At 67.6% G+C, this 19,684-nt stretch carries 22 protein-coding genes and 1 riboswitch; of the genes, 15 read left to right on the top strand and 7 right to left on the bottom strand.

Translation table 11 applies throughout. From position 1 onward, the window contains the following. Positions 1 to 10 precede the first annotated feature (10 nt). On the top strand, positions 11 to 1,696 hold the full coding sequence (locus tag IEY07_RS13670; RefSeq protein WP_188895930.1) for a ribonuclease J: 1,686 nt from the start codon (positions 11 to 13) through the stop codon (positions 1,694 to 1,696). Between the two features lie 20 nt (positions 1,697 to 1,716). Here the strand turns inward: IEY07_RS13670 and IEY07_RS13665 are convergent, their stop codons facing one another. Next, positions 1,717 to 2,757: an NAD(P)-dependent alcohol dehydrogenase gene (locus IEY07_RS13665; protein ID WP_188895929.1), complete on the bottom strand. Its 1,041-nt coding sequence runs from the start codon at positions 2,755 to 2,757 to the stop codon at positions 1,717 to 1,719. Between the two features lie 95 nt (positions 2,758 to 2,852). On the opposite strand from IEY07_RS13665, the gene IEY07_RS13660 reads away from it, so the two are divergent. After that, positions 2,853 to 3,434, top strand: a complete 582-nt coding sequence (locus tag IEY07_RS13660; RefSeq protein ID WP_188895928.1) for a TetR family transcriptional regulator — start codon at positions 2,853 to 2,855, stop codon at positions 3,432 to 3,434. Between the two features lie 104 nt (positions 3,435 to 3,538). On the opposite strand, the gene rpmB is transcribed toward IEY07_RS13660, so the two are convergent. The 3 genes from rpmB to thiD all read right to left on the bottom strand — a co-directional run bounded on the left by rpmB (position 3,539) and on the right by thiD (position 5,349). Beyond that, positions 3,539 to 3,730, bottom strand: coding sequence for a 50S ribosomal protein L28 (gene rpmB, locus IEY07_RS13655; protein ID WP_188895927.1), 192 nt, complete (start codon positions 3,728 to 3,730; stop codon positions 3,539 to 3,541). Positions 3,731 to 3,850: 120 nt separating this feature from the next. Continuing rightward, positions 3,851 to 4,528 (bottom strand): TenA family protein, encoded by a 678-nt coding sequence (locus IEY07_RS13650; RefSeq protein ID WP_188895926.1) that lies wholly within the window; start codon positions 4,526 to 4,528, stop codon positions 3,851 to 3,853. After that, positions 4,525 to 5,349: a bifunctional hydroxymethylpyrimidine kinase/phosphomethylpyrimidine kinase gene (gene thiD, locus IEY07_RS13645; protein ID WP_229670086.1), complete on the bottom strand. Its 825-nt coding sequence runs from the start codon at positions 5,347 to 5,349 to the stop codon at positions 4,525 to 4,527. The genes IEY07_RS13650 and thiD overlap by 4 nt, the downstream gene beginning before the upstream one ends. After that, a riboswitch (TPP riboswitch) is annotated at positions 5,339 to 5,445 on the bottom strand. (Overlaps the previous gene by 11 nt.) A 34-nt stretch (positions 5,446 to 5,479) precedes the next feature. On the opposite strand from thiD, the gene IEY07_RS13640 reads away from it, so the two are divergent. The 11 genes from IEY07_RS13640 (at position 5,480) to IEY07_RS13590 (ending at position 14,085) form a co-directional block, all read left to right on the top strand. Further along, on the top strand, positions 5,480 to 7,747 hold the full coding sequence (locus IEY07_RS13640) for an ATP-dependent DNA helicase RecG (RefSeq protein ID WP_373288853.1): 2,268 nt from the start codon (positions 5,480 to 5,482) through the stop codon (positions 7,745 to 7,747). Between the two features lie 25 nt (positions 7,748 to 7,772). Then, positions 7,773 to 8,351 (top strand): 16S rRNA (guanine(966)-N(2))-methyltransferase RsmD, encoded by a 579-nt coding sequence (gene rsmD, locus IEY07_RS13635; RefSeq protein ID WP_188895925.1) that lies wholly within the window; start codon positions 7,773 to 7,775, stop codon positions 8,349 to 8,351. A gap of 12 nt (positions 8,352 to 8,363) precedes the next feature. Beyond that, positions 8,364 to 8,846, top strand: a complete 483-nt coding sequence (gene coaD, locus IEY07_RS13630) for a pantetheine-phosphate adenylyltransferase (protein ID WP_188895924.1) — start codon at positions 8,364 to 8,366, stop codon at positions 8,844 to 8,846. 120 nt (positions 8,847 to 8,966) lie between these two features. Beyond that, positions 8,967 to 9,482, top strand: a complete 516-nt coding sequence (locus IEY07_RS13625; RefSeq protein ID WP_188895923.1) for a hypothetical protein — start codon at positions 8,967 to 8,969, stop codon at positions 9,480 to 9,482. 135 nt (positions 9,483 to 9,617) lie between these two features. Further along, positions 9,618 to 10,178, top strand: a complete 561-nt coding sequence (locus IEY07_RS13620; protein WP_373288850.1) for a YceD family protein — start codon at positions 9,618 to 9,620, stop codon at positions 10,176 to 10,178. Positions 10,179 to 10,237: 59 nt separating this feature from the next. Further along, positions 10,238 to 10,429 (top strand): 50S ribosomal protein L32, encoded by a 192-nt coding sequence (rpmF, locus tag IEY07_RS13615; RefSeq protein ID WP_188895922.1) that lies wholly within the window; start codon positions 10,238 to 10,240, stop codon positions 10,427 to 10,429. Positions 10,430 to 10,440: 11 nt separating this feature from the next. Continuing rightward, positions 10,441 to 11,220 (top strand): ribonuclease III, encoded by a 780-nt coding sequence (rnc, locus tag IEY07_RS13610; protein WP_188895921.1) that lies wholly within the window; start codon positions 10,441 to 10,443, stop codon positions 11,218 to 11,220. After that, entirely contained in the window at positions 11,198 to 12,052 is an 855-nt protein-coding gene (gene mutM, locus IEY07_RS13605) for a bifunctional DNA-formamidopyrimidine glycosylase/DNA-(apurinic or apyrimidinic site) lyase (RefSeq protein WP_188895920.1), read from the top strand. Before rnc ends, mutM begins: the two co-directional genes overlap by 23 nt. A 36-nt stretch (positions 12,053 to 12,088) precedes the next feature. Next, positions 12,089 to 12,979, top strand: a complete 891-nt coding sequence (locus IEY07_RS13600; protein WP_188895919.1) for a YwqG family protein — start codon at positions 12,089 to 12,091, stop codon at positions 12,977 to 12,979. Positions 12,980 to 13,144: 165 nt separating this feature from the next. Further along, entirely contained in the window at positions 13,145 to 13,450 is a 306-nt protein-coding gene (locus IEY07_RS13595; RefSeq protein ID WP_188895918.1) for a hypothetical protein, read from the top strand. Positions 13,451 to 13,572: 122 nt separating this feature from the next. Continuing rightward, positions 13,573 to 14,085 (top strand): class I SAM-dependent methyltransferase, encoded by a 513-nt coding sequence (locus IEY07_RS13590; RefSeq protein WP_308422942.1) that lies wholly within the window; start codon positions 13,573 to 13,575, stop codon positions 14,083 to 14,085. Positions 14,086 to 14,133: 48 nt separating this feature from the next. Here IEY07_RS13590 and nuoF read toward each other — a convergent pair whose 3' ends face one another. From nuoF to IEY07_RS13575, 3 genes are all read right to left on the bottom strand, one after another. Then, positions 14,134 to 15,453 carry an NADH-quinone oxidoreductase subunit NuoF gene (gene nuoF / locus IEY07_RS13585; protein ID WP_188895917.1) on the bottom strand — a complete coding sequence of 440 codons (1,320 nt, stop codon included), beginning with the start codon at positions 15,451 to 15,453 and terminating at the stop codon, positions 14,134 to 14,136. A 35-nt stretch (positions 15,454 to 15,488) separates the two neighbouring features. After that, complete coding sequence (locus IEY07_RS13580; RefSeq protein WP_188895916.1) at positions 15,489 to 16,337, bottom strand: hypothetical protein; 849 nt, start codon at positions 16,335 to 16,337, stop codon at positions 15,489 to 15,491. 329 nt (positions 16,338 to 16,666) lie between these two features. Next, entirely contained in the window at positions 16,667 to 17,278 is a 612-nt protein-coding gene (locus IEY07_RS13575) for a TetR/AcrR family transcriptional regulator (protein WP_188895915.1), read from the bottom strand. A gap of 95 nt (positions 17,279 to 17,373) precedes the next feature. Between IEY07_RS13575 and IEY07_RS13570 the strand changes: the two genes are divergently transcribed. Next, positions 17,374 to 18,795: an MFS transporter gene (locus tag IEY07_RS13570; protein WP_188895914.1), complete on the top strand. Its 1,422-nt coding sequence runs from the start codon at positions 17,374 to 17,376 to the stop codon at positions 18,793 to 18,795. A 47-nt stretch (positions 18,796 to 18,842) separates the two neighbouring features. Continuing rightward, the gene (locus tag IEY07_RS13565) at positions 18,843 to 19,655 is read left to right on the top strand and encodes an alpha/beta fold hydrolase (RefSeq protein WP_188895913.1); all 813 of its coding nucleotides are present in this window, start codon (positions 18,843 to 18,845) and stop codon (positions 19,653 to 19,655) included. The last annotated feature ends 29 nt before the right edge of the window (positions 19,656 to 19,684 follow it).

Here is a 19,684-nt window from a genome sequence, read left to right as displayed (position 1 = left end):
CCTTTCGTCCGTGGCAGCGACCAAATTGAGAACCCCGCCGCGGCTGGCGAAGGACACCCTGAGGATCATTCCGCTCGGCGGCCTCGGTGACATCGGCCGCAACATGGCCGCGCTCGAGATCAACCGACAGTTGCTGTTGATCGACTGCGGGGTGTTGTTCCCCGAGGACGACCACCCCGGCGTCGACCTGATCCTGCCCGGTTTCGATGCCATCGCCGACCGACTGTCCGATGTTGTCGGCCTGGTGCTGACCCACGGACACGAGGATCACATCGGCGCGGTGCCGTACCTGTTGCGGCAGCGGCCCGACATCCCGCTGCTCGGCTCCCGGCTGACCTTGGCGCTGGTGGCGGAGAAGGTCAAGGAACATCGGCTGTCCGGCGTCCAGCCGCGGCCGGTCGCCGAGGGCGACCGGGTCACGCTCGGCGGCTTCGACCTGGAATTCCTTGCGGTCAACCACTCCATCCCCGACGGCCTGGCGGTCTTCGTACGAACCGCCGGCGGCACCGTGTTGCACACCGGCGACTTCAAGATGGACCAGCTGCCGCTGGACGGCCGGCTGACCGACCTGCGCGCGCTCGCCCGGCTCGGTGAGGAGGGCGTCGACCTGCTGATGGTCGACTCGACCAATGCCGAGGTCCCCGGCTTCACCACGCCGGAGAAGGACATCCTGCCGGCGCTGCAGCGTACCTTCGCGACCAGCAAGCAGCGGCTGATCGTGACCAGCTTCGCCTCCCATGTGCATCGGATCCAGCAGGTGTTGGACACCGCGGTCGCGTACGGGCGCAAGGTCGCCTACGTCGGCCGATCGATGGTCCGCAACATGGGCGTGGCCCGTGATCTCGGCTACCTGACGGTGCCCGAGAACACCCTGATCGACCTGCGCGAGATCGACAACTACCGACCCGACCAGGTCGTGTTGATCTCCACCGGGTCGCAGGGCGAGCCGCTGTCGGCACTGGCCCGGATCGCGAACCGGGAGCACCCGGCGATCAAGCTGGAACCGGGGGACACGGTGCTCCTGGCCAGCTCGCTGGTGCCCGGCAACGAGAACGCCGTCTATCGGGTGATCAACGGGCTGACCAAGCTCGGTGCCCGGGTGGTGCACCGCGGCAACGCACTCGTGCACGTCTCCGGCCACGCCAGCGCCGGCGAGTTGCTGTACGTCTACAACCTGCTCAAACCGCGCAACGTGATGCCGGTCCACGGTGAGGCTCGGCACCTGATCGCCAACGCCGATCTCGCGGTCGCGACCGGTGTGCCGCGAGAGCGGACGATCATCGCCGAGGACGGCACCGTCGTCGATCTGCGCGATCATCAGGCCCGGGTGGTCGGCCAGATCGAGTGTGACTACATCTTCGTCGACGGCTCGACCGTCGGAGACATCTCCGAGTCGGCGCTGACCGATCGCCGGATCCTCGGCGAGGAGGGCTTCATCTCGGTGGTCACGGTGGTCAACCTGCGGGCCAAGACCGTGCTCAGCGGTCCCGACATCCACGACCGAGGCTTCCTGGAGGACCCGACCGTGTACGAAGCCGTACGCGGCCGGATCACCCAGGCGCTCACCGATGCACTCGAGGATGGTGTCGATGACACCCACCGGCTGCAGCAGGTGATCCGGCGTACGGTCGGCAAATGGGTCAGCGACACCTACCGCCGCCGCCCGATGATCATCCCGGTCGTCGTCGCCGTCTGACCGGGCTTCCAGGTCGGGGCCTACTTCTCGTCGAGATCGGCCAGGTCGAGGACGAACCGGTAGCGGACGTCGCCGCGCTCGAGCCGGTCCAGCGCCTCGCTCACCTGGGTCGACGGCACCAACTCGATGTCCGCGCCGATGCCGTGCTCGCCGCAGAAGGCCAGCAGTTCGGCGGTTCCCTTCCGGCCGCCGGTGCCCGAGGACGTGATCTTCTTGCTGCCCATCATCAGGTCCATCACGTTGGCCGGGATCGGGCCGAAGAAGCCGAGCAGGCTGATCGTGCCGTCGATGTCGAGCAGGTCGATGTACGGCTTCACCTCGTGGGTCGCCGAGATCGTGTCCAGGATCAGATCGAAGCGGCGAGCAGCTCCGGCGAGTTGATCACTGTCGGTGGTCAGCAGTAGCCGACTCGCACCGAGAGCACGGGCATCGGCTTCCTTGTCGGCGCTCCGGCTCAGCACGGTGACCTCTGCACCGAGGGCGACGGCCAGCTTCACCGCCAGGTGACCGAGACCTCCGAGTCCGGCGACTGCGACCCGGCTGCCCGGTCCGATCCCGGCTGCGCGCAGCGGTTCCCAGACCGTGATCCCCGCACACATCAGCGGAGCTGCAGCGGCCGGATCGAGCCCGGCGGGCAGCGGGTAGGCGAAGGACTCCCGGACGACGTACTCCCGGCTGTAGCCGCCCATCGTCGTCGTCGCGTCGATCCGATCGGTTCCGTTGTAGGTCAGTGTCGGATAGGCCTCGCAATAGTTCTCGCGACCTGCCAGGCAGGCGCGGCAGGTGCCGCAGGAGTCGACGATGGTGCCGACGGCGACCTGGTCTCCAGGTGCGAATCCGGTGACCGCGCTACCGATCGCTGTCACGGTGCCGGTGAATTCGTGCCCCGGTACCAGGGTGCCGTCGGTGGTGCGATGGATCATATGCAGGTCGCTGTGGCAGATGCCGCAGTAGTCGACGCGGACGGCCAGGTCGTCCTCGCGCAGGTCACGGCGTTCGATCCGTACGCGTTCCAGGTCGGTCGAGCCGTTCGAGCTCTGCCAGGCGGAGGTGGTGCGCATGAAGTCTCCTTGTAAACAAACTAGTCGGTTTGTTTTAGAGTAGGTCCAGTACGCGATCCAGGCAACCGACCAGTCGGTCGCTTTAGAATCGATGTATGCCGATCACACCAACGACCGAACGGGGATTGGCGACGCGGCAGCGGGTGCTGGCCGCCGCCACCCAGGAGTTCGCCGAGCGGGGCATCGCCGGAGCGCGGATCGACCGCATCACCAGCGCGGCCCGTACCAACAAGGCGCAGGTGTACGCCTATTTCGGCAGCAAGGACGGGCTCTTCGACGCGGTGATCGCGGACTCGGTCCATCGCATCACGTCGGCGGCGCCGTTCGACGGCGGCAATCTGTGGGACTGGGCGGTCCAGTTGTACGACGCCAATGTCGAGCACCCGGAACTCGTCCGGTTGTCCGGTTGGTTCCGGCTCGAACGCCGCCCCACCGGGATGCTCTTCGACAACGACGACCACCGGCCGAAGCTGGAGGCGATCGCGCAAGCTCAGGCGGCCGGCACGATCCGGGCAGGTGATCCGTTCGACATCATCGCGATGGTGATCGCGGCGGCCTGCACCTGGTCGCCCGTCAGCGGCATCTACACGGCGTCTGTGCAGGATCCCGAATCGGACCACGAGCGTCGCCGCACCCTGCTGCGGGAGTTCGTCAGGGCCGCCCTCACCAAGTCCTGACCGGTCAAGCCTGGGATCGACGACGAGGGGGCCGACGACAGGAGCGGACACGACAAGGGCCCATCCATCGGGATGGGCCCTCGATTATGTCGGGTGGCGCTTGGTCAGGCGGCGCGGGTGACCTTGCCGGCCTTGAGGCAGGAGGTGCACACATTGAGGCGCTTCGGGGTGCCGTTGACGACCGCCCGTACCCGCTGGATGTTGGGGTTCCAGCGCCGGATGGTCTTCTTCTTCGACCAGGGCACGTTGTGGCCGAAGCTCGGGCCCTTGGCGCAGATATCACACACGGCTGCCACTGGAGTTACTCCTGATTGAGGTTCAACGAAGATGGATCAGCCCGGGACCGAGCCCGAGCAACCGCACAAGAATATCTGAAACCGGGGCCGGATCGCGAATCGACCGCCACCGGGGTGGGTTCAGTCGACCTCCGGCCAGCGTTCGCCCCGCCAGGCCGCGTCCCAGAACATCCATTCGAAGCGCGTCGATCGAGTGTACGCAGCCAGCATCGCCGCCTGTTCCAGCCGGCCTGCCGCCTCGGCCAGCCGATCGGTGTAGTCCTCGGCAGACCGTACGATCTCGGCGAAAGCAGGATCGGCGTAGGTGTCGATCCAGTCCCGGTACGGGTGGCCGGCAGTCGGCTTCCGCTGCGCGACGATCCAGGCGCCGACCTCGGCGTACACCCGGAAACAGGGCAGCACGGCGGCCATCCCGACAGCGAAGGGGCCCAGTGCCGCAGCGGCCCGCAGGCTCTCGACATAGCCGACACAGGTCGGGCTCGGCTCGGCAGCGCCCGGGGCGTCCGGGTCGATGCCGCGCGGCACCAGGTGCCCGCGGTGCAGTTGGCGCTCGCCCTCGACGGCACCGGCGGCGGACCTGGCCAACAGCAGCCGGCCATCCGGGTCGATAGCCCGGGACGAGAGCGCGGCCAGGGCCGCCGAATAGCCCGTCAGATAATGCGCGTCATCGAGCAGATAGCGGTCGAAGACCGGCTCGGGCAGCGATCCGTCGGCCAGGCCGGTCAGGAACGGGTGTCCGGTGATCGCGGCGAACCAGTCGCCGACCCCACGCCAGGCCTGCTCGCAGAAGCCGGTCATCGTTGCTCCTCGTGTCGCTCCCAGAGGTGATCGACCGGCCCGTGGCCGCGGCCGATCTCCAGGTCGGCGCCGGACCTCAGCGCCCCGGTCAGGTAGGTCCTGGCGGCTCGGATCGCGTCCCGCAGCTGATCACCGGAGGCGAGTCGGGAGGCGATCGCCGACGACAACGTGCAGCCGGTGCCGTGGGTGTTGGCGGTGTCGATCAGTGGCCCCTCGATCAACTCGATGCCGCCGGCGTCTGCCAGTACGTCGACCAGGACTTCCCGCTGACCGTCGAGGTGTCCGCCCTTGATCAGTGCGGCCGGGCAGCCCCGCTCACGCAGCCGGATCGCGGCGGTGACCATCTCGTCCGGGCTCTGGGGTGGCTCGGCGACCAGCAGCGTCCCGGTCTCGCCGAGATTCGGCGTCACCAGCGTCGCTGCGGGCAGCAGTTTCTCGATGATCACCGCAGTCGTCTCCGCGGTCACCAGCCGGTCTCCTGAGGTCGCGACCATCACCGGATCGAGGACCACCGGGATCCCCGGATGCTCTGCCAGCACCGAGCCGACCGCTTCGGCGATCTCCGGTGTCGCGAGCATGCCGATCTTGATCGCGCCGACGTCCAGGTCGTCGAGGACGGCGCGGGCCTGGTCGGCGACGAAGCCTGCCGGCACCTGGTGGATTCCGGTGACCCCGCGGGTGTTCTGCACGGTCAGCGAGGTAATCACGGCAGCGCCGTAGGCGCCGAGCGCGGTGGCGGTCTTGAGATCGGCCTGGACTCCGGCACCGCCGGACGGATCCGACCCGGCGATCGACAACATGATCGGCGGCATTCCCGCCATGGTGGCTCCCTCTCGCCGGTATGACCCGGATCAGGTTCGGCGGGTGTGTTCTCAGCCCGATCCGTACTGCTGGTTCGGGCACCCCGGCCATGTCGGTGGCTGAGCCTATAACGCAACGCTGTCGGCGCCGCTGGCTAGGCTGGCCGCCGTGAGTACGACCGTGAGCCGGTGGCGCACCGACGCGTACGCCCGCCTCGCGAAGAAGCTGGACGGGGTGATCGGCGACAAGACCGCCAAACAATTCGAGAAGCTGCGGATCAGCACCGTCGGGGAACTGTTGGCCCACGTTCCGCGCCGCTACATGTCGGGCACCGAACTGAGCGACCTGAAGACCCTCAAGGAGGGCGAGGAGGTCGCAGTGCTGGCCGAGGTCGCCAGCACGTCCCAACACGGCAATGGACCGCGAAGCCGGCTCGAAGCGAGGATCACCGACGGACACGGCTACCTGACACTGGCGTTCTTCGGCAAGCCGCACCTGATCACGTACTGGCAGAAGCAACTGTCCCAAGGTTCCCGCGGCATCTTCGCCGGGAAGGTCGGGAGGTTCCGCGACGAGCTCCAGTTGGCCCATCCCGAATTCGTCATGCTCGACGAATACGGCCGCTTCGCCGGCGGTCGCAAGGAGAACGTGGTCCTGGCGGAGGTGACCCGGACCGAGCTGATCGGCCTGTATCCGGCGACCTCGAGACTGCGCACCTGGACGATCGCGGATTCGGTCAATCTGGCCCTGGACTCGCTGGCCGGCATGGAGGATCCGCTGCCCGCGCGCGTGCGCGAGCAGGCCGGTGTGGCGGACCTGCTGGCGGCGTACAAGGCGGTCCACCAGCCGCAGACCCGGGCGGAGGCGGCCGACGGGCTGGGCCGGCTCAAGTTCGACGAGGCGTTCGCGATCGGCCTGACCATGGCCCATCGCCGGTCCGAGGCCCGCAAGCATCCCTCGGTGCCGAGGCCGCGGCGCAGCGACGGGATCCTGGACGCCTTCGACGCGAAGCTGCCCTACACGCTGACCGAGGGCCAGCAGTTGGTGTCGGACCAGATCTTCGCCGATCTGGCTGCCGACCACCCGATGCAACGGCTGCTGCAGGGCGAGGTCGGCTCCGGCAAGACGGTGGTCGCGATCCGCGCGATGCTCGCGGTGGTCGACGCCGGCGGCCAGGCCGCCTTCCTGGCACCCACCGAGGTGCTGGCCACCCAGCACTTCCAGACCATCACCCGGATGCTCGGCGAACTCGCCGCCGGCGGCACCCTGGACGCCGCCGACCATGCGACCCAGGTGACGCTGCTGACCGGGTCGATGCCCGCGGCCCGCAAGCGCGAGGCGCTGCTGGCCGCGGCCGGCGGTGAGGCCGGCATCGTCATCGGCACCCACGCACTGCTGTCCGACCAGGTCCAGTTCGCCGATCTCGGGCTGGTGGTCGTCGACGAGCAGCACCGGTTCGGCGTCGAACAACGGGCGGCGCTGAGCAGCAAGGCCGAGACCCAGCCGCACGTCCTGGTGATGACCGCGACCCCCATCCCGCGGACGGTGGCGATGACCAGCTTCGGTGACCTGGAGACCTCGGTGCTGCGCGAGGTCCCGTCCGGGCGGGCCGCGGTGCAATCGGTGGTGGTCGACATGGTCAACAGCCCGACCTGGGTCGATCGTGCCTGGCAGCGGATCGTGGAGGAGGTCGCCGACGGGCGGCAGGCCTACGTCGTCTGCTCCCGGATCACCGCCGGAGACAAGGCCGAGGGCTGGGAGGACGGCCGGATCGCTGAGGACGAGCCCGAGGAGGGCGAGGGACCGCAGCGGCCGGCGATGGCCGTCGAGGAGCTCTACAGCCAGTTGAGCACCGGCCCGCTGTCCAGCCTGCGGGTCGCGATGCTGCACGGCCGGATGAGCGGCGAGGACAAGGACGACACCATGCGCCGCTATGCCGCCGGTGAGATCGACGTCCTGGTCGCCACCACCGTGATCGAGGTCGGCGTCGACGTACCGAACGCCTCGATGATGGTGATCTGCGACGCCGACCGGTTCGGCATCTCCCAGCTGCACCAGCTGCGCGGCCGGATCGGCCGGGGGCAGCATCCCGGCGTCTGCCTGCTGCTGAGCTCGAGTCCGCCCGAGAGTCTGGCCGCCCAGCGGCTGACCGCGGTCGCGGCCACTCGGGACGGCTTCGAGCTGGCCGAGGAGGATCTGCGGCTGCGCCGCGAAGGAGATGTGCTCGGCTCAGCCCAGGCCGGACGCCGCTCCAGCCTGCGGCTGCTCAACGTCTTCCGGGACCGCGAGCTGATCAGTCAGGCCCGGGAGATCGCCGACGACTGCATCGCCGGCGATCCGGAACTCACCGACCCCGGGCTTGCCGATACGGTTGAGCGGATCGAGTCGTTGTCCGGGGAGTGGTTGGAACGATCATGAGCTGCCCGCGAACCAGGAGCTGCCAGTGAGCAGGATCATCGCCGGGACCCGCAAGGGGCACCGGCTGCAGACCCCGCCCGGTGACCGCACCCGACCGACGACCGACCGCGTCCGCGAGGCGCTGTTCTCGGTGATCGCGTCGTGGGCCGGCACGGCCGGCAGCCCGAGCGAGGAGTCCCTGGCCGGGCTGGCCTTCCTGGATCTGTACGCCGGCTCCGGTGCGGTGGGGTTGGAGGCGGCGAGCAGGGGAGCCTCGCCGGTGCTACTGGTCGAATCCGACCGGCGGACGGCCAGGATCATCGCCGACAACGCCCGCACCCTGAAGCTCGAGGTCCAGGTCAGGACCGGCCGGGTCGACGACGTCATCGCCCAGCCGCCGCCGGGACCGTACGACGTGATCTTCGCCGATCCGCCCTACGAGGTGGATTCCGCGGCACTGTCCCGGACCCTGGCGGCACTGCTCGAATCGGGGTGGATCAACGACGAGGCGCTGGTGGTCGTCGAACGCTCCTCCCGGACCGAGGACCTGAGCTGGCCCGAGGACCCGGCCGACGTGTGGGCCAAGCCGTACGGCGAGACCACCCTGCACTTCTGGCAGCGATAGGGGAACCCGCGAATGCGACGAGCAGCCTGCCCGGGATCGTACGACCCTCCGACCCTGGGGCATCTGGACGTGATCACCCGGACCGCGGCCATCTTCGACCACGTGCACGTGCTGGTCGGCTTCAATCCGAACAAACCCGGGCTCTTCGAGCCGAGCGAGCGGGTGGAGCTGCTCGAGGAGGCCCTGGCCGACCTGCCCGGGGTCGAGGTGCATCAGTTCGCCGGGCTGACCGTCGACTACTGCCGCGACAACCGGATCGGCACCGTCGTGAAGGGGATCCGAGGGGCCGTCGACCTGGACTACGAGGCGCAGATGGCACAGCTGAACCGGATGATGACCGGTCTGGAGACGCTGTTCCTGCCCGCCGAACCGCAATGGGCGGCGGTGTCGTCGAGCCTGGTCCGAGACATCGCCCGGCTGGGTGGCAGCTTCGACCAGTTCGTCACCCCGCAGATCGCCGCCCGCACCCGGCAGAAGCTCGCTCCGAGTTCGTGATCGGCACCCAACAGCGGGACACTGGACGAGGAAGGCCGATCAGCAGGACGGCGGCGGACTACATTGCTTTCCGCGCAGTCGCGTCGGAACGCAGAGCATTTTGGGGAGGATGGACATCCAATGCCGGAGGAGCTGACCACTGAGGCTCGGCTGGAACAGTTGCGCGAGCTGATCGCGTCTGCCCGGGCGATGCCGATGTCGGCATCGTGCGTGGTCAACAGGGCCGAGGTGCTGAAGGCCATCGACGACGTGGCCGACGCTCTGCCGGCTGAGTTGGAGGAAGCTCGCGGCGTCATCCAGGGACAGCGCGACCAGGCATCGCAGGACAAGGCCGAGGCTGACCGGATCATCGCCGAGGCCCACCAGCACGCCCTCCAGCAGGCTGCCCACAGTGCTCAGGTCCAGGTGGCGGAGGAGCAGGCCGCCAAGATCATCGCCGATGCCGAGGCGGAGGCCGCGGCGCTGCGGCGAGAGGTGGACCTGTTCATCGACTCCCGGATGGCAGGCTTCGAGTCCGTCCTGGCCAAGACCAGTTCCCAGGTCCGGACGGCCCGCAAGCGGCTGGCCGAGCGCAACGGTGCGCACGTCGAGGAGGATCGCCGGGTCCGGACGACCGAACTCCCGACGCTCGACTGACACGCAGATCCCGAGCTTGTTGGGCGGCACCGCTTCGACAGGCTCAGCGATCGTTTTGGACCGAGGCCGCCCGCCCGGTAAAGTTTGTCGTCGGTCATGACGATGTTCTGACCGCTGTGCTGAAGGGATCTGCTTGTGGCTACGGCAGCTCGCCCGCTCGACGCTCGTTCGGACCTGGTGGTCGACACCTACGAACTGGGCCGCGGAGCCGGGCGGTCGATGCTCGTCCGGCGGACCGCGGAGGCTCCGGCGGAGCTGGGGATCGATGTGATCGGGGTGCCCCAAGGCTCACCCGTCGAGTTCGATCTGCGACTCGAGGCGGTGGTCGAGGGGGTGCTGCTGACCGGGACGGCAGAGGTCCGGCTGGCGGGGCAGTGCGTTCGGTGCCTGGTGGACATAACCGAGACCGCGGTTGTGGACTTCCAGGAGCTGTACGTCTATCCCGACAACGAGTCCGGCGATGCCGAAACCGAGGACGAGATCAGGCACCTTGAGGGTGACCTGCTCGATCTCGAGCCGGTGCTGCGCGATTCGGTCGTGCTGGAGCTTCCGTTCCAGCCGCTGTGTCGCCCGGATTGTCCGGGTCTGTGTCCCGATTGCGGGGCTGACCTGAACGAGGATCCGGAGCACGAGCACGCGGCCCCGATCGATCCCCGGTGGTCAGGGCTCGCGTCGTGGCCACAGCAGCAGGACTGATCGCTGGACCGCAACCCGTTGTTCAGTACGTCCAGGCAACAAGTACGAGGAGATTGATCGTGGCCGTTCCGAAGCGCCGGATGTCCCGCAGCAACACCCGGCATCGCCGGTCCCAGTGGAAGACCTCCGCGCCGACCCTGGTGACCTGCGCCAATCCGGCTTGCCGCCAGAAGCACCTGCCGCACACCGCCTGCCCGTCCTGCGGCCAGTACGGTCCGCGCGGCGAGCGTCGTCAGGTCATCGCTTCCTGATCTTGTCGGCTATGGCTGCCGCTGAGCCTGGTCGCTCCGGCGTGCTTGAGGTGTTCGTCGAGCTCGGGATCACCATCGCTCCCGAGCTGATGGAGCGCGCTCTGACGCACCGGTCGTACGCCTATGAACAGGGCGGCCTGCCGACCAACGAACGGATGGAGTTCCTCGGCGACGCGGTGCTCCAGCTGGTCGTCACCGAGCATCTCTACACCACCCACCCGGACATGTCGGAGGGCCAGCTGGCCAAGCTCCGCGCCGCGGTGGTGAACTCGCGGGCCCTCGCCGATGTCGCGCGCGGGCTCGACCTCGGTGCGGTGGTCAAGCTCGGCCGCGGAGAGGAGAGCACCGGCGGACGCGACAAGTCGTCCATCCTCGCCGACACCACCGAAGCGGTCATCGGAGCCGTGTTCGTCGAGCACGGGATCGAGCAGTCCCGGCGCTTCGTGCACCACCTCTTCGATCCGGTGATGGACCGGGTCGCCACCCTGGGCGCCGGCCTGGACTGGAAGACGAGCCTGCAGGAACTGTCCTCGCTCACCGGGCTGTCCGCCCCCCAGTATCTGGTCACCGAGGCCGGACCGGACCACGCGAAGACCTTCACCGCCAGCGTGCTGCTGGATGGCCGGACGTACGGACCCGGCCAAGGCCGCAACAAGAAGGAAGCCGAGCAGAAGGCGGCGGCCATCGCATTTGCCGCCGTACGCGAGATGGCGGCACAGCCCGCGGACGAGCAAGCGGTGTCGGACCAGGCGGGCGGGCCCGACAGCGGTGCCGGAGCTACCCGAGGTTGAGGTCGTCCGGCGCGGGCTGGAGCCTGCGGTCACCGGACGCATGATCAGTTCGGTCGAGGTGCTGCATCCCCGGCCCGTACGCCGCCACCTCGCCGGGCCTGACGACTTCGCAGCAACACTGACCGGTCGTACCTTCGACGTCCCGCGGAGACGCGGCAAATATCTCTGGCTGCCGTTCACCGACGGCGACGCGATGCTGGCCCACCTGGGCATGAGCGGCCAGTTCCTGGTCGCCGACCACGGTCATCCCGACGTCCGCAACACCCGGATCCGATTCAGTTTCACCGACAGCGGCCAGGAGCTGCATTTCGTCGACCAGCGGATGTTCGGCGGACTGTCGCTGGCAGCCGACGGTGCCCTGCTGCCGGCCGAAATCGCGCACATCGGCCTGGACCCCTTCGACCCGGACTTCAACCCGGTCGCGGTCGCCGACCGGATCCGGCGTCGCAGGACCGGCATTAAGCGCGCCCTGCTCGACCAGACGGTGGTGTCAGGGATCGGCAACATCTACGCCGACGAGGCGCTCTGGCTGGCCAGGACCCATTACGCCAAGCCGACCGATGCGATGAGTCGCAAACAGGTGATCACCGTGCTGGACGCGGCCCGGGAGGTGATGGCACTCGCCCTGGACGAGGGCGGCACCAGCTTCGACTCGCTCTACATCAATGTCAACGGCGAGAGCGGCTATTTCGACCGGTCCTTGAAGGCGTACGGACAGGACGGAAGATCCTGCCCTCGGTGCGGCCATCTGATTCGGCGCGAGCACTTCATGAACCGGTCGGCCTACCGCTGCCCGCACTGCCAGCGAGTGCCGCCGAACCCGCGTTGGTGACCGGGTGCGGCCGCTGCCGGCCGTAGCCTTGACCTCGTGAACGCCCTCTGGGATCGCTGGCGCAAGCAGATCACCCCGCCGTCACAGCCGGCCAGGTCGACCGCAGGCCTCAGTCCCTATCTCGCCGATCAGGTCCGCGACGTGTTGGCGGCCGTGGCCCGGTCGTGTGCCTCGATCTCGGTCGGAGGCGCGGCGAGTGACCCGACCCAGAGCTACCTGACCGGACATCCCTACCTACCCCAGGGGTGCGACTGGCCGGAGGGCGAGCACGGACCGCAGTTCTTCGTCGGCCAGATCAACTTCGCCGAGGTCGGAGTGCTGGAAGGATTCCCGTCCGCCGGACTGCTGCAGTGGTTCGTCGACACCGACGAGACCTATGGGCTCACCTTCGACGAGACCGCGGGCGCCGCCGGATTCTCGGTCCGCTGGTACTCGGACCTTTCGGCCGCACCCGCGGCAGCGCCGGACGCGCCGACCCCGACCGATCACGTGGAGGAGGTGCCGATGGAGTTCGTCGGGCCGACCAGGATCGGCTTCGGCCGGGGCGCCAGCATCCCGTCCTGGGACGAGCTGCCGGCTGAGGTCCGCCAGGACACGGTCTGGGAACGGGTGGCGATGGCCTTCGGTGAGAGCCGATCGGAGCCGGCCTATGTCTACGACGAGTACATCCGCGGTGGGTCCTCGGGCCTGACGGAATTCGGTGGTGGCAGCCGAGTCGGCGGCTATCCGTCCTTCACCCAGGAGGATCCGCGCGGGAGCGGAGCGTACCCGGCGGTCGGCACAGCTGCGGCGACACTGATCATCGAGTTGGACTCGATGGACGTCGGCGGCTGGGGGGATTCGGGCGTCGGGCATCTGTTCGGAGACCCGGCCGCGCTCGTCTCGGGTGACACCAGTGGTATCCGCTACCACTGGGACTGCATGTGACTCATGCCCAACCCGCGCCTCGCGTCGGGCGTCGGGGTGAGGAGATCTCCGAGGTCACTGCCAAGGTCGAGACCGAGGCGAAGTCGCGACGCCGCGTCGCCGCGTCCTCTGCCGACGACGAAGCAGCGGATCGGCTCGTACGCAACGCTCGCCTTCCTGATCCTGGTGTTCCTGACGATCGCGTACATGGTGGTGCTCTTCGTGATGGACTCGACCGGTCGGCAATGGAGACGCTGCACGGTCGACTCGACGGAAGTCCGACCGGGTTCTCGATTCGGGTCACCGTACGTTCAACTCTCGACCAGCTGCGGCAAGCTCGCGCTCGACAAAGGCGTTGGCCTGGACAAGGCCGACGAGGTCGCGCGGGAGTTCACGCCCGGCACGGGCTATGACTTCAAGCTCGCACGCACGGCGCGACACCCCGGTTGGTGGCTCGGCGACACCACGGTCCACGACTGGCGGAGGGTGTAGCTGGCGCGGCGGTTCGGGGACGAGTTCGCTGAGCTCATTTCTGTAGCGTGCGGCGCTGGGCCATGTCAGGGTGGCGCGCATGACCGGCATCGCTGATCTCGGCCCTGTCGTTCGGCAGTCGTGTGCCACCACCAAAGGATGTGCCTTCTGCGAAATCGTCGCCGGGCGCATCCAGGCGAGTAGGGTGCACGAGGACGCCCACACCTTGGCATACGGCTCTGGAGTTTGCCATCGGAACCGGCCGGATCGCGTTGCCGTTGGCCGCTGCGGGCGTCGAGGTCGAGGGCGTCGAGCTGTCCCGGGCGATGGTGGACCAACTCCGGCACAAGCCGGGCGGCGAGTCGATCAAGGTCACCATCGGCGACATGGCCACGACGCGTGTCGAGGGCGGCTTCTCGCTGGTCTATCTCGTCTTCAACACCATCAGCAACCTGACATCGTCACACCACATCGTCTTCCGCGATGGGACGGCGGAGTATCGGGAGATCCCGTTCCGCTATGTGTGGCCGTCGAAGCTGGATCTGACGGCCCAACTGGCGGGCATGCAGCTGTACGCGCGATGGGAGGACTGGATCGGGTCTCCGTTCACCGGCGAGAGCACGCAGCACGTTTCGGTGTGGCAGAAAGATCGCTGACAGCCGAGCTGGAACCGCTGCTCTCCCGCCCGCACCGGCCTCGGTGGGTCATGTGGTGAGCGCGGCGGGCGCGGACGCGTGGCGCGTGCTCGCCGCGTATGGCAGGAGTTCCCGGGCGGGGGTGTGCATCCCGGCATCGAACTCCTCCCGGAAGTACCTGATACCCGAGGTCACGCAGCCGATGGCCCCGTCGCCGAAACCGCAGAACGCCTTACCGGCGATGTTGTCGCAGAGGTCGAGCAGCTTGTCGACGTCACCGGGTTGGCCCTGGCCCGCTTCGAGTCGCTGCAGGATCTGCACGATCCACCAGGTGCCCTCCCGGCACGGTGTGCACTTGCCACAGGACTCGTGCCGGTAGAACTCCGACCAGCGCAGCACGGCCCGTACGACTGACGTGGTCTCGTCGAACACCTGGATCGATCGGGTCCCGAGCATCGACCCGGCCTGGATGACCGAGTCGTAGTCCAGCGGCAGGTCGAGATGATCTGCGGTGAAGATCGGCGAGGATGATCCTCCCGGGGTCCAGAACTTGAGCTGATGTCCGGTCCGGATGCCACCGACCAGGTCAAGGAGTTGACGCAAGGTGGTGCCGAGCGGCACCTCAAGCTGGCCTGGATGGGCAACGTGGCCGGAAACGGAGAAGATGCCCATCCCGGGGCTGCGATCGGTGCCCACGCTCCGGAACCATTCCGGGCCGTTACGGATGATCATGGGCACCGACGCGATGGTCTCGACGTTGTTGATCAAGGTCGGCGACTGGTAGATCCCGGAGGCTGCGGGGAATGGCGGTCGCAGCCGGGGCTGGCCGCGATAGCCCTCAAGGGACTCCAGCAGCGCCGTCTCCTCGCCGCAGATGTGGGCGCCGGCGCCGGCGTGGACGATCACTTCGAGATCGAATCCGGAGCCGAGGATGTTCCGGCCGAGATAGCCGGCGGCGTACGCGTCGGCGACGGCCTGGCGGAGTCGGCGGATGACGTGCAGGACCTCGCCGCGGACGTAGATGAAGGCGTGGTGGGCGCCGATCCCGTAGCAGGTGAGTGCGATGCCCTCGACCAGCTTGTGTGGGCTGGCCATCATCAGCGGCATGTCTTTGCAGGCGCCTGGCTCGGACTCGTCGGCGTTGACGACCAGGTAGCGCGGCTTGCTGCGGTCGGGATCGAGCAGGTCCCACTTGCGTCCGGTCGGGAATCCCGCGCCGCCGCGGCCGCGCAGCCCGGAGTCCTCGATCGCCTGGACGATCGATCCGGGCTCCCGCGCCAGAGCCTCCCGTAGAGTCGCGTAACCGCCGGAATCCTCGTAGCTGTTGAGCTTCCAGGCCTGTGGCCGGTTCCAGTCAGCGGTCAGTTGGGGAGTGATCGGGTCGGGCATCAGTGCCTCCAGTCGGACTCCGGGTCGCAAGTCGGTCAAGCGGAGTGGGGAATACCTAGGCCATTGCGGTCGAGGTGATTGCCTACGGTTCGTTCAAGATCAGCCGGCCACTGCACGCCGTACGCGTCCGCGATCGCCGGTGCCTCGGCGACGAACAGGCCGTACGCCGCCTGCCGTGCGGCCATCACCGACTCCCGCTCAGCCTGGGGCACCGGCAACGCTTCCAACAGCCGCCGGTGTCGTGGCGATAATTTGAAGCTCCACTGCTTGGGTCCGGTCGGCGGTTGTGGCTTGTTGGCTTCGGTGAAGAGTTGGTAGAGCAGCGAGTGAACCGTCTGTACGGATACGACGCCCAGCAGCCAGTCGTCCCGGACGACCACGGTGTCGAAGTTGGCCGCCGTCCGCAACGTCTCCTTGATCACGTACGCGATCGTCTCGGGGTTCGGTGGTGGGTCATCGGGCGCCGGGATGGTGGCGTCCAGGCGGTCGCGATCGAAGATCAGCACGCGGCGGGTGAGATGGGTGGTCGTCAGGTCGCTGACACGCTCGCTGATCACGTCCACCCGCTCACACCCGGGGGTCATCGCGAAGAAGCACCCTGGGGCGATCGGGTCGGCATTGACCGTCGGCGTAATCTCGGCCAGCCAGTCCCGCCAACCCGCCGCGAATTCGTCGAACTCCGGGTCGGCGATGGCAATGCTGATGTCAAGGTCGCTCGCGGAATCCGCGGCGCCGCGGCCGAATGCGCCGTGCAGCCACATGCCTCGCACCCGCGCATCGCGGAACAGGACCTCGACGGCCTTGTCGAACAACTGCCCGTAGCCATCGGGGTAGACATCGAACCCGTCCGGGCGGCCCGGAGGTCCAGAAACCCCATCGGTCATGATCAGGATGCTGGCACCGATCGTGACGGCCAGGGTAGAGTTTGTGACCAGATTCACAAGCGGAGAGAGTCGTTGACCTGCGGATGCCGGTGCCCGGCTGGCACTCGGCGGAGCCGCTTCCGGGGCTACGGTCGAAACCGTCTCGGGGACCAGTTCTGGCACCACGCGAGACCGATGTGGCTCAGCTCGTGGCGACGGATCTGCACCAGGCAGATCGGTGCCCGGCTGTTCATGTCCGAGCGCACGGTGGGGGCCAGGCACCCAGCACCTAGCGCAACGCTCGCCTTCAGCTCACGCGCCCAGAGCGCGGCCTGGGTCGGCGGCGAGGGCTAGCCAGCGATCCTGTTCGCGGCGGCCTCGAGGGTGCGGGTGAGGATCGTCCTGCCGTCATTGGGACCGGCCTCTGCCGTGACCGCCTGCTCGACCTCGGGTGAGGTGGTCAGCCGCATCAGAGCGACCAGCTGCATCGCCAGGAACCGGTCCTCGGGTCCGGGGTCGCGTACGGCCTCGGCAGCAAGGAACTCCGTCAGCCGGTCCTCGTAGCCGGCCCACATCCTGGCCAGTCCGGATTCGAGCGCGGTCGACGTGCCGAAGCCGCGCCGGAACGCTGCGACACCGCCGTCGGACTCAAGATCGGCGTGCCGGCACAGGGAATCCACGACGGCCTGGGCATGGGTGACGTCGGGTGCCCGATTCGCGAGTGTCGCGAGGGTGTCGTCGATCAAGGAGGTGTCGGCGAAGGCCAGATCCTCCTTGGTGCGGAAGTAGACGAAGAGTGTCTTGACCGAGATGTCGGCGGCCTCTGCGATCTCGGCGACGGTGACGTTGTCGAATCCGCGCTCCTCGAAGAGCCGCTCGGCCTCATCGAGGATGCGCTGCCGGGTCATCTGCTTCTTCCGTTCCCTGAGCGAGAGCGATCCGGCCGTATTGGGCGACGACATGACCAAATTCTACATCGACTTACCTTTTTCAGTCCGAACCGCTATGCTTTAGGTAAGTCACTTACGTTTGTCAGGGAGTGTAGAGAGGTCCTCGCATGTCTACGTCTCGTACCACGAGCCGGATCGGCGTCGTGCTGGTTCCGCTGATGCTCGTCCTGTTCATCTCCAATCTCGACCAGACGATCGTGGCCACGGCTTTGCCCAGCATCGGTCGCGCCCTCGGTTCCCTCGGTGCGGCGCCGTGGGTCGCGACCAGCTATCTGGTCACCAGCGCTGTCACAACGCTGATCTTCGGCAAGCTCGGGGACACCCACGGCCGCAAGGGTGTGTTCCTGATCGCGATCGGGATCTTCCTGATCGGCTCGGCACTCTCCGCATTCGCGCCCAGCATGGGCTGGCTGATCGCCTTCAGGGCGCTGCAGGGTATCGGGGGTGGCGGTCTCAACTCGCTGGTGATGGCGATCATCGGCGAACTCGTCCCACCCCGTGACCGGTCGAAGTACCAGGCAGCAACGGGCATCGTCGCCACCGTCGCGCTGATCGGCGGACCGCTCCTCGGCGGGCTGTTCGCCGATGCGATCGGCTGGCAGTGGATCTTTCTGGTCAACCTGCCGGTCGGCGTCCTCGCCTTCGTGATCACAGCGGCACGGGTGCAGTTGGCCAGGCCCGAGTCCTCGCACCGGGTCGACATTCTCGGCGGGATCGTGGTCGCCGTGCTCTCCAGCGCGGTGATCCTGTCCACCAGCCTGGCCGGCGACGGCATCCTGGGCTGGGGTTCGCCGTGGATGCTCGCGTTGGTCGGTGTGGCAGTCGTATCGCTGATCGGGTTCCTGCTCATCGAGAGGCGGGCCGCGGAGCCGATCCTGCCGCTGGGCCTGTTCCGTTCCAGCATCTTCAGCATCTCGGCAGCGCAGTTCTTCATCGCCACGCTCGTCCTGTTCGTCGGCATGCTGTACGTCCCGCTGTACGTCGAGGGCGTACGCCACCTGAGTGCATTCGTCGCAGGCCTGTTCCTGATCCCCGAGTTGGTCGGGCTGATCGTGGCGACCTCGATCGCCGGGCCGATGATCAGCAGGACCGGCCGTTACAAGATCTATCCGATCATCGGCGCGATCCTCGCAGGTGTGTCGATGGCGGTGATCGGGATGCTGATCGGTCACGCGAGCGTGTGGTTGTTGATCATCCCGTTGTTCTTCGCCGGCGCAGGTATCGGCTTCTTCGTCCAGGTCTCCGTGCTGGCAGGTCAGAACGCCGTCGCCTACCGCCACATCGGCGTCGCGACCGGTGCACTGAACTTCTTCAAGAGCATCGGCGGTGCGCTCGGTTCGGCGGCCTTCGGTGCGATCCTGATCGCCGCCGGGGGAGCGGTCTCCACTGCCGCGTTCTCAGCGGTCTTCTTCTGGACCGTACCGTTCATGGCGATCGCCCTGGTGCTCGGCATCGTGATGGACGAGAAGCCGTTGTCCGCCGAGATGGTCGAGGTGGCCGAAGGCAAGATCGAAGTTCCCGAGTACTGAGTGGCGTGACTACTGGGGCAGACAACAACCTCTGGCAGACTGGCGGGATGATCCGGATTGATCTTGAGCGGCCCGAAGGGGTCCGCTGGGTGCCGGATCGTCCCACCGGGGACGGTGTGCTCGTGGTCGCAGGCTCGAGTGGCCGGGTCGACACCGACCGGGCACGACTGTTTGCTGATCTTGGCTGTGTGGCGGAGTCGATCCGCTGGCTGGGCGGCCCGGGCCAGCACCCGGATCCCTGGGAGATTCCGCTGGAGACCTTCCTGGATCGGATCGACGATCTCAAGCAGAGCTGCGATCGGGTGCACATCGTCGGGCTTTCGTTCGGTGCCGAGGCGGCGTTGCTCTGCGGCGCACATTCCCCGAACATCGACTCGGTGATCGCATTCGCACCCACCGATGTCGTCTGGGCCGGCTACGACCATGATCGCGAGACCTCACACTGGACGCTCGACGGGCGACCTCTGGCGTACGTCCCGATGGACTGGCAGAACTACGTCGCCGAGCCGGTCCCGCGGTATCGCCCACACTACGAACGATCCCGGGTGACCTTCGCCGACCGGGTGCCGGCGGCAACGATCCCGGTCGACCGGATCGCACAGTTGATCTTGGTCGCCGGCGGCGAGGATCAGGTGTGGTCCAGTGTCGGTCATGCCCGACGGATCCGGGCGATCCGGTCGGCGGCCGGTCTGCCGACAGAATTGATCGCGGTCGCCGATGCCGGCCACCGGGCGATCCTGCCCGGTGAGGTCGAGGTCGTGGCCGGTGCCACGATGCAACGCGGCGGTACGCCCGCCGCGGATCGTGATCTTGGGCGCCAGGCATGGCGGGCCATCACGGCAATGCTCGGTTCCAGCTGAGCGATCGGCCACAGCTGATACTCGGTTGC

Source organism: Microlunatus endophyticus, from assembly GCF_014646195.1.
Classification (GTDB): domain Bacteria; phylum Actinomycetota; class Actinomycetes; order Propionibacteriales; family Propionibacteriaceae; genus Microlunatus; species Microlunatus endophyticus.
This window is presented reverse-complemented; position numbering and strand designations above follow the sequence as displayed.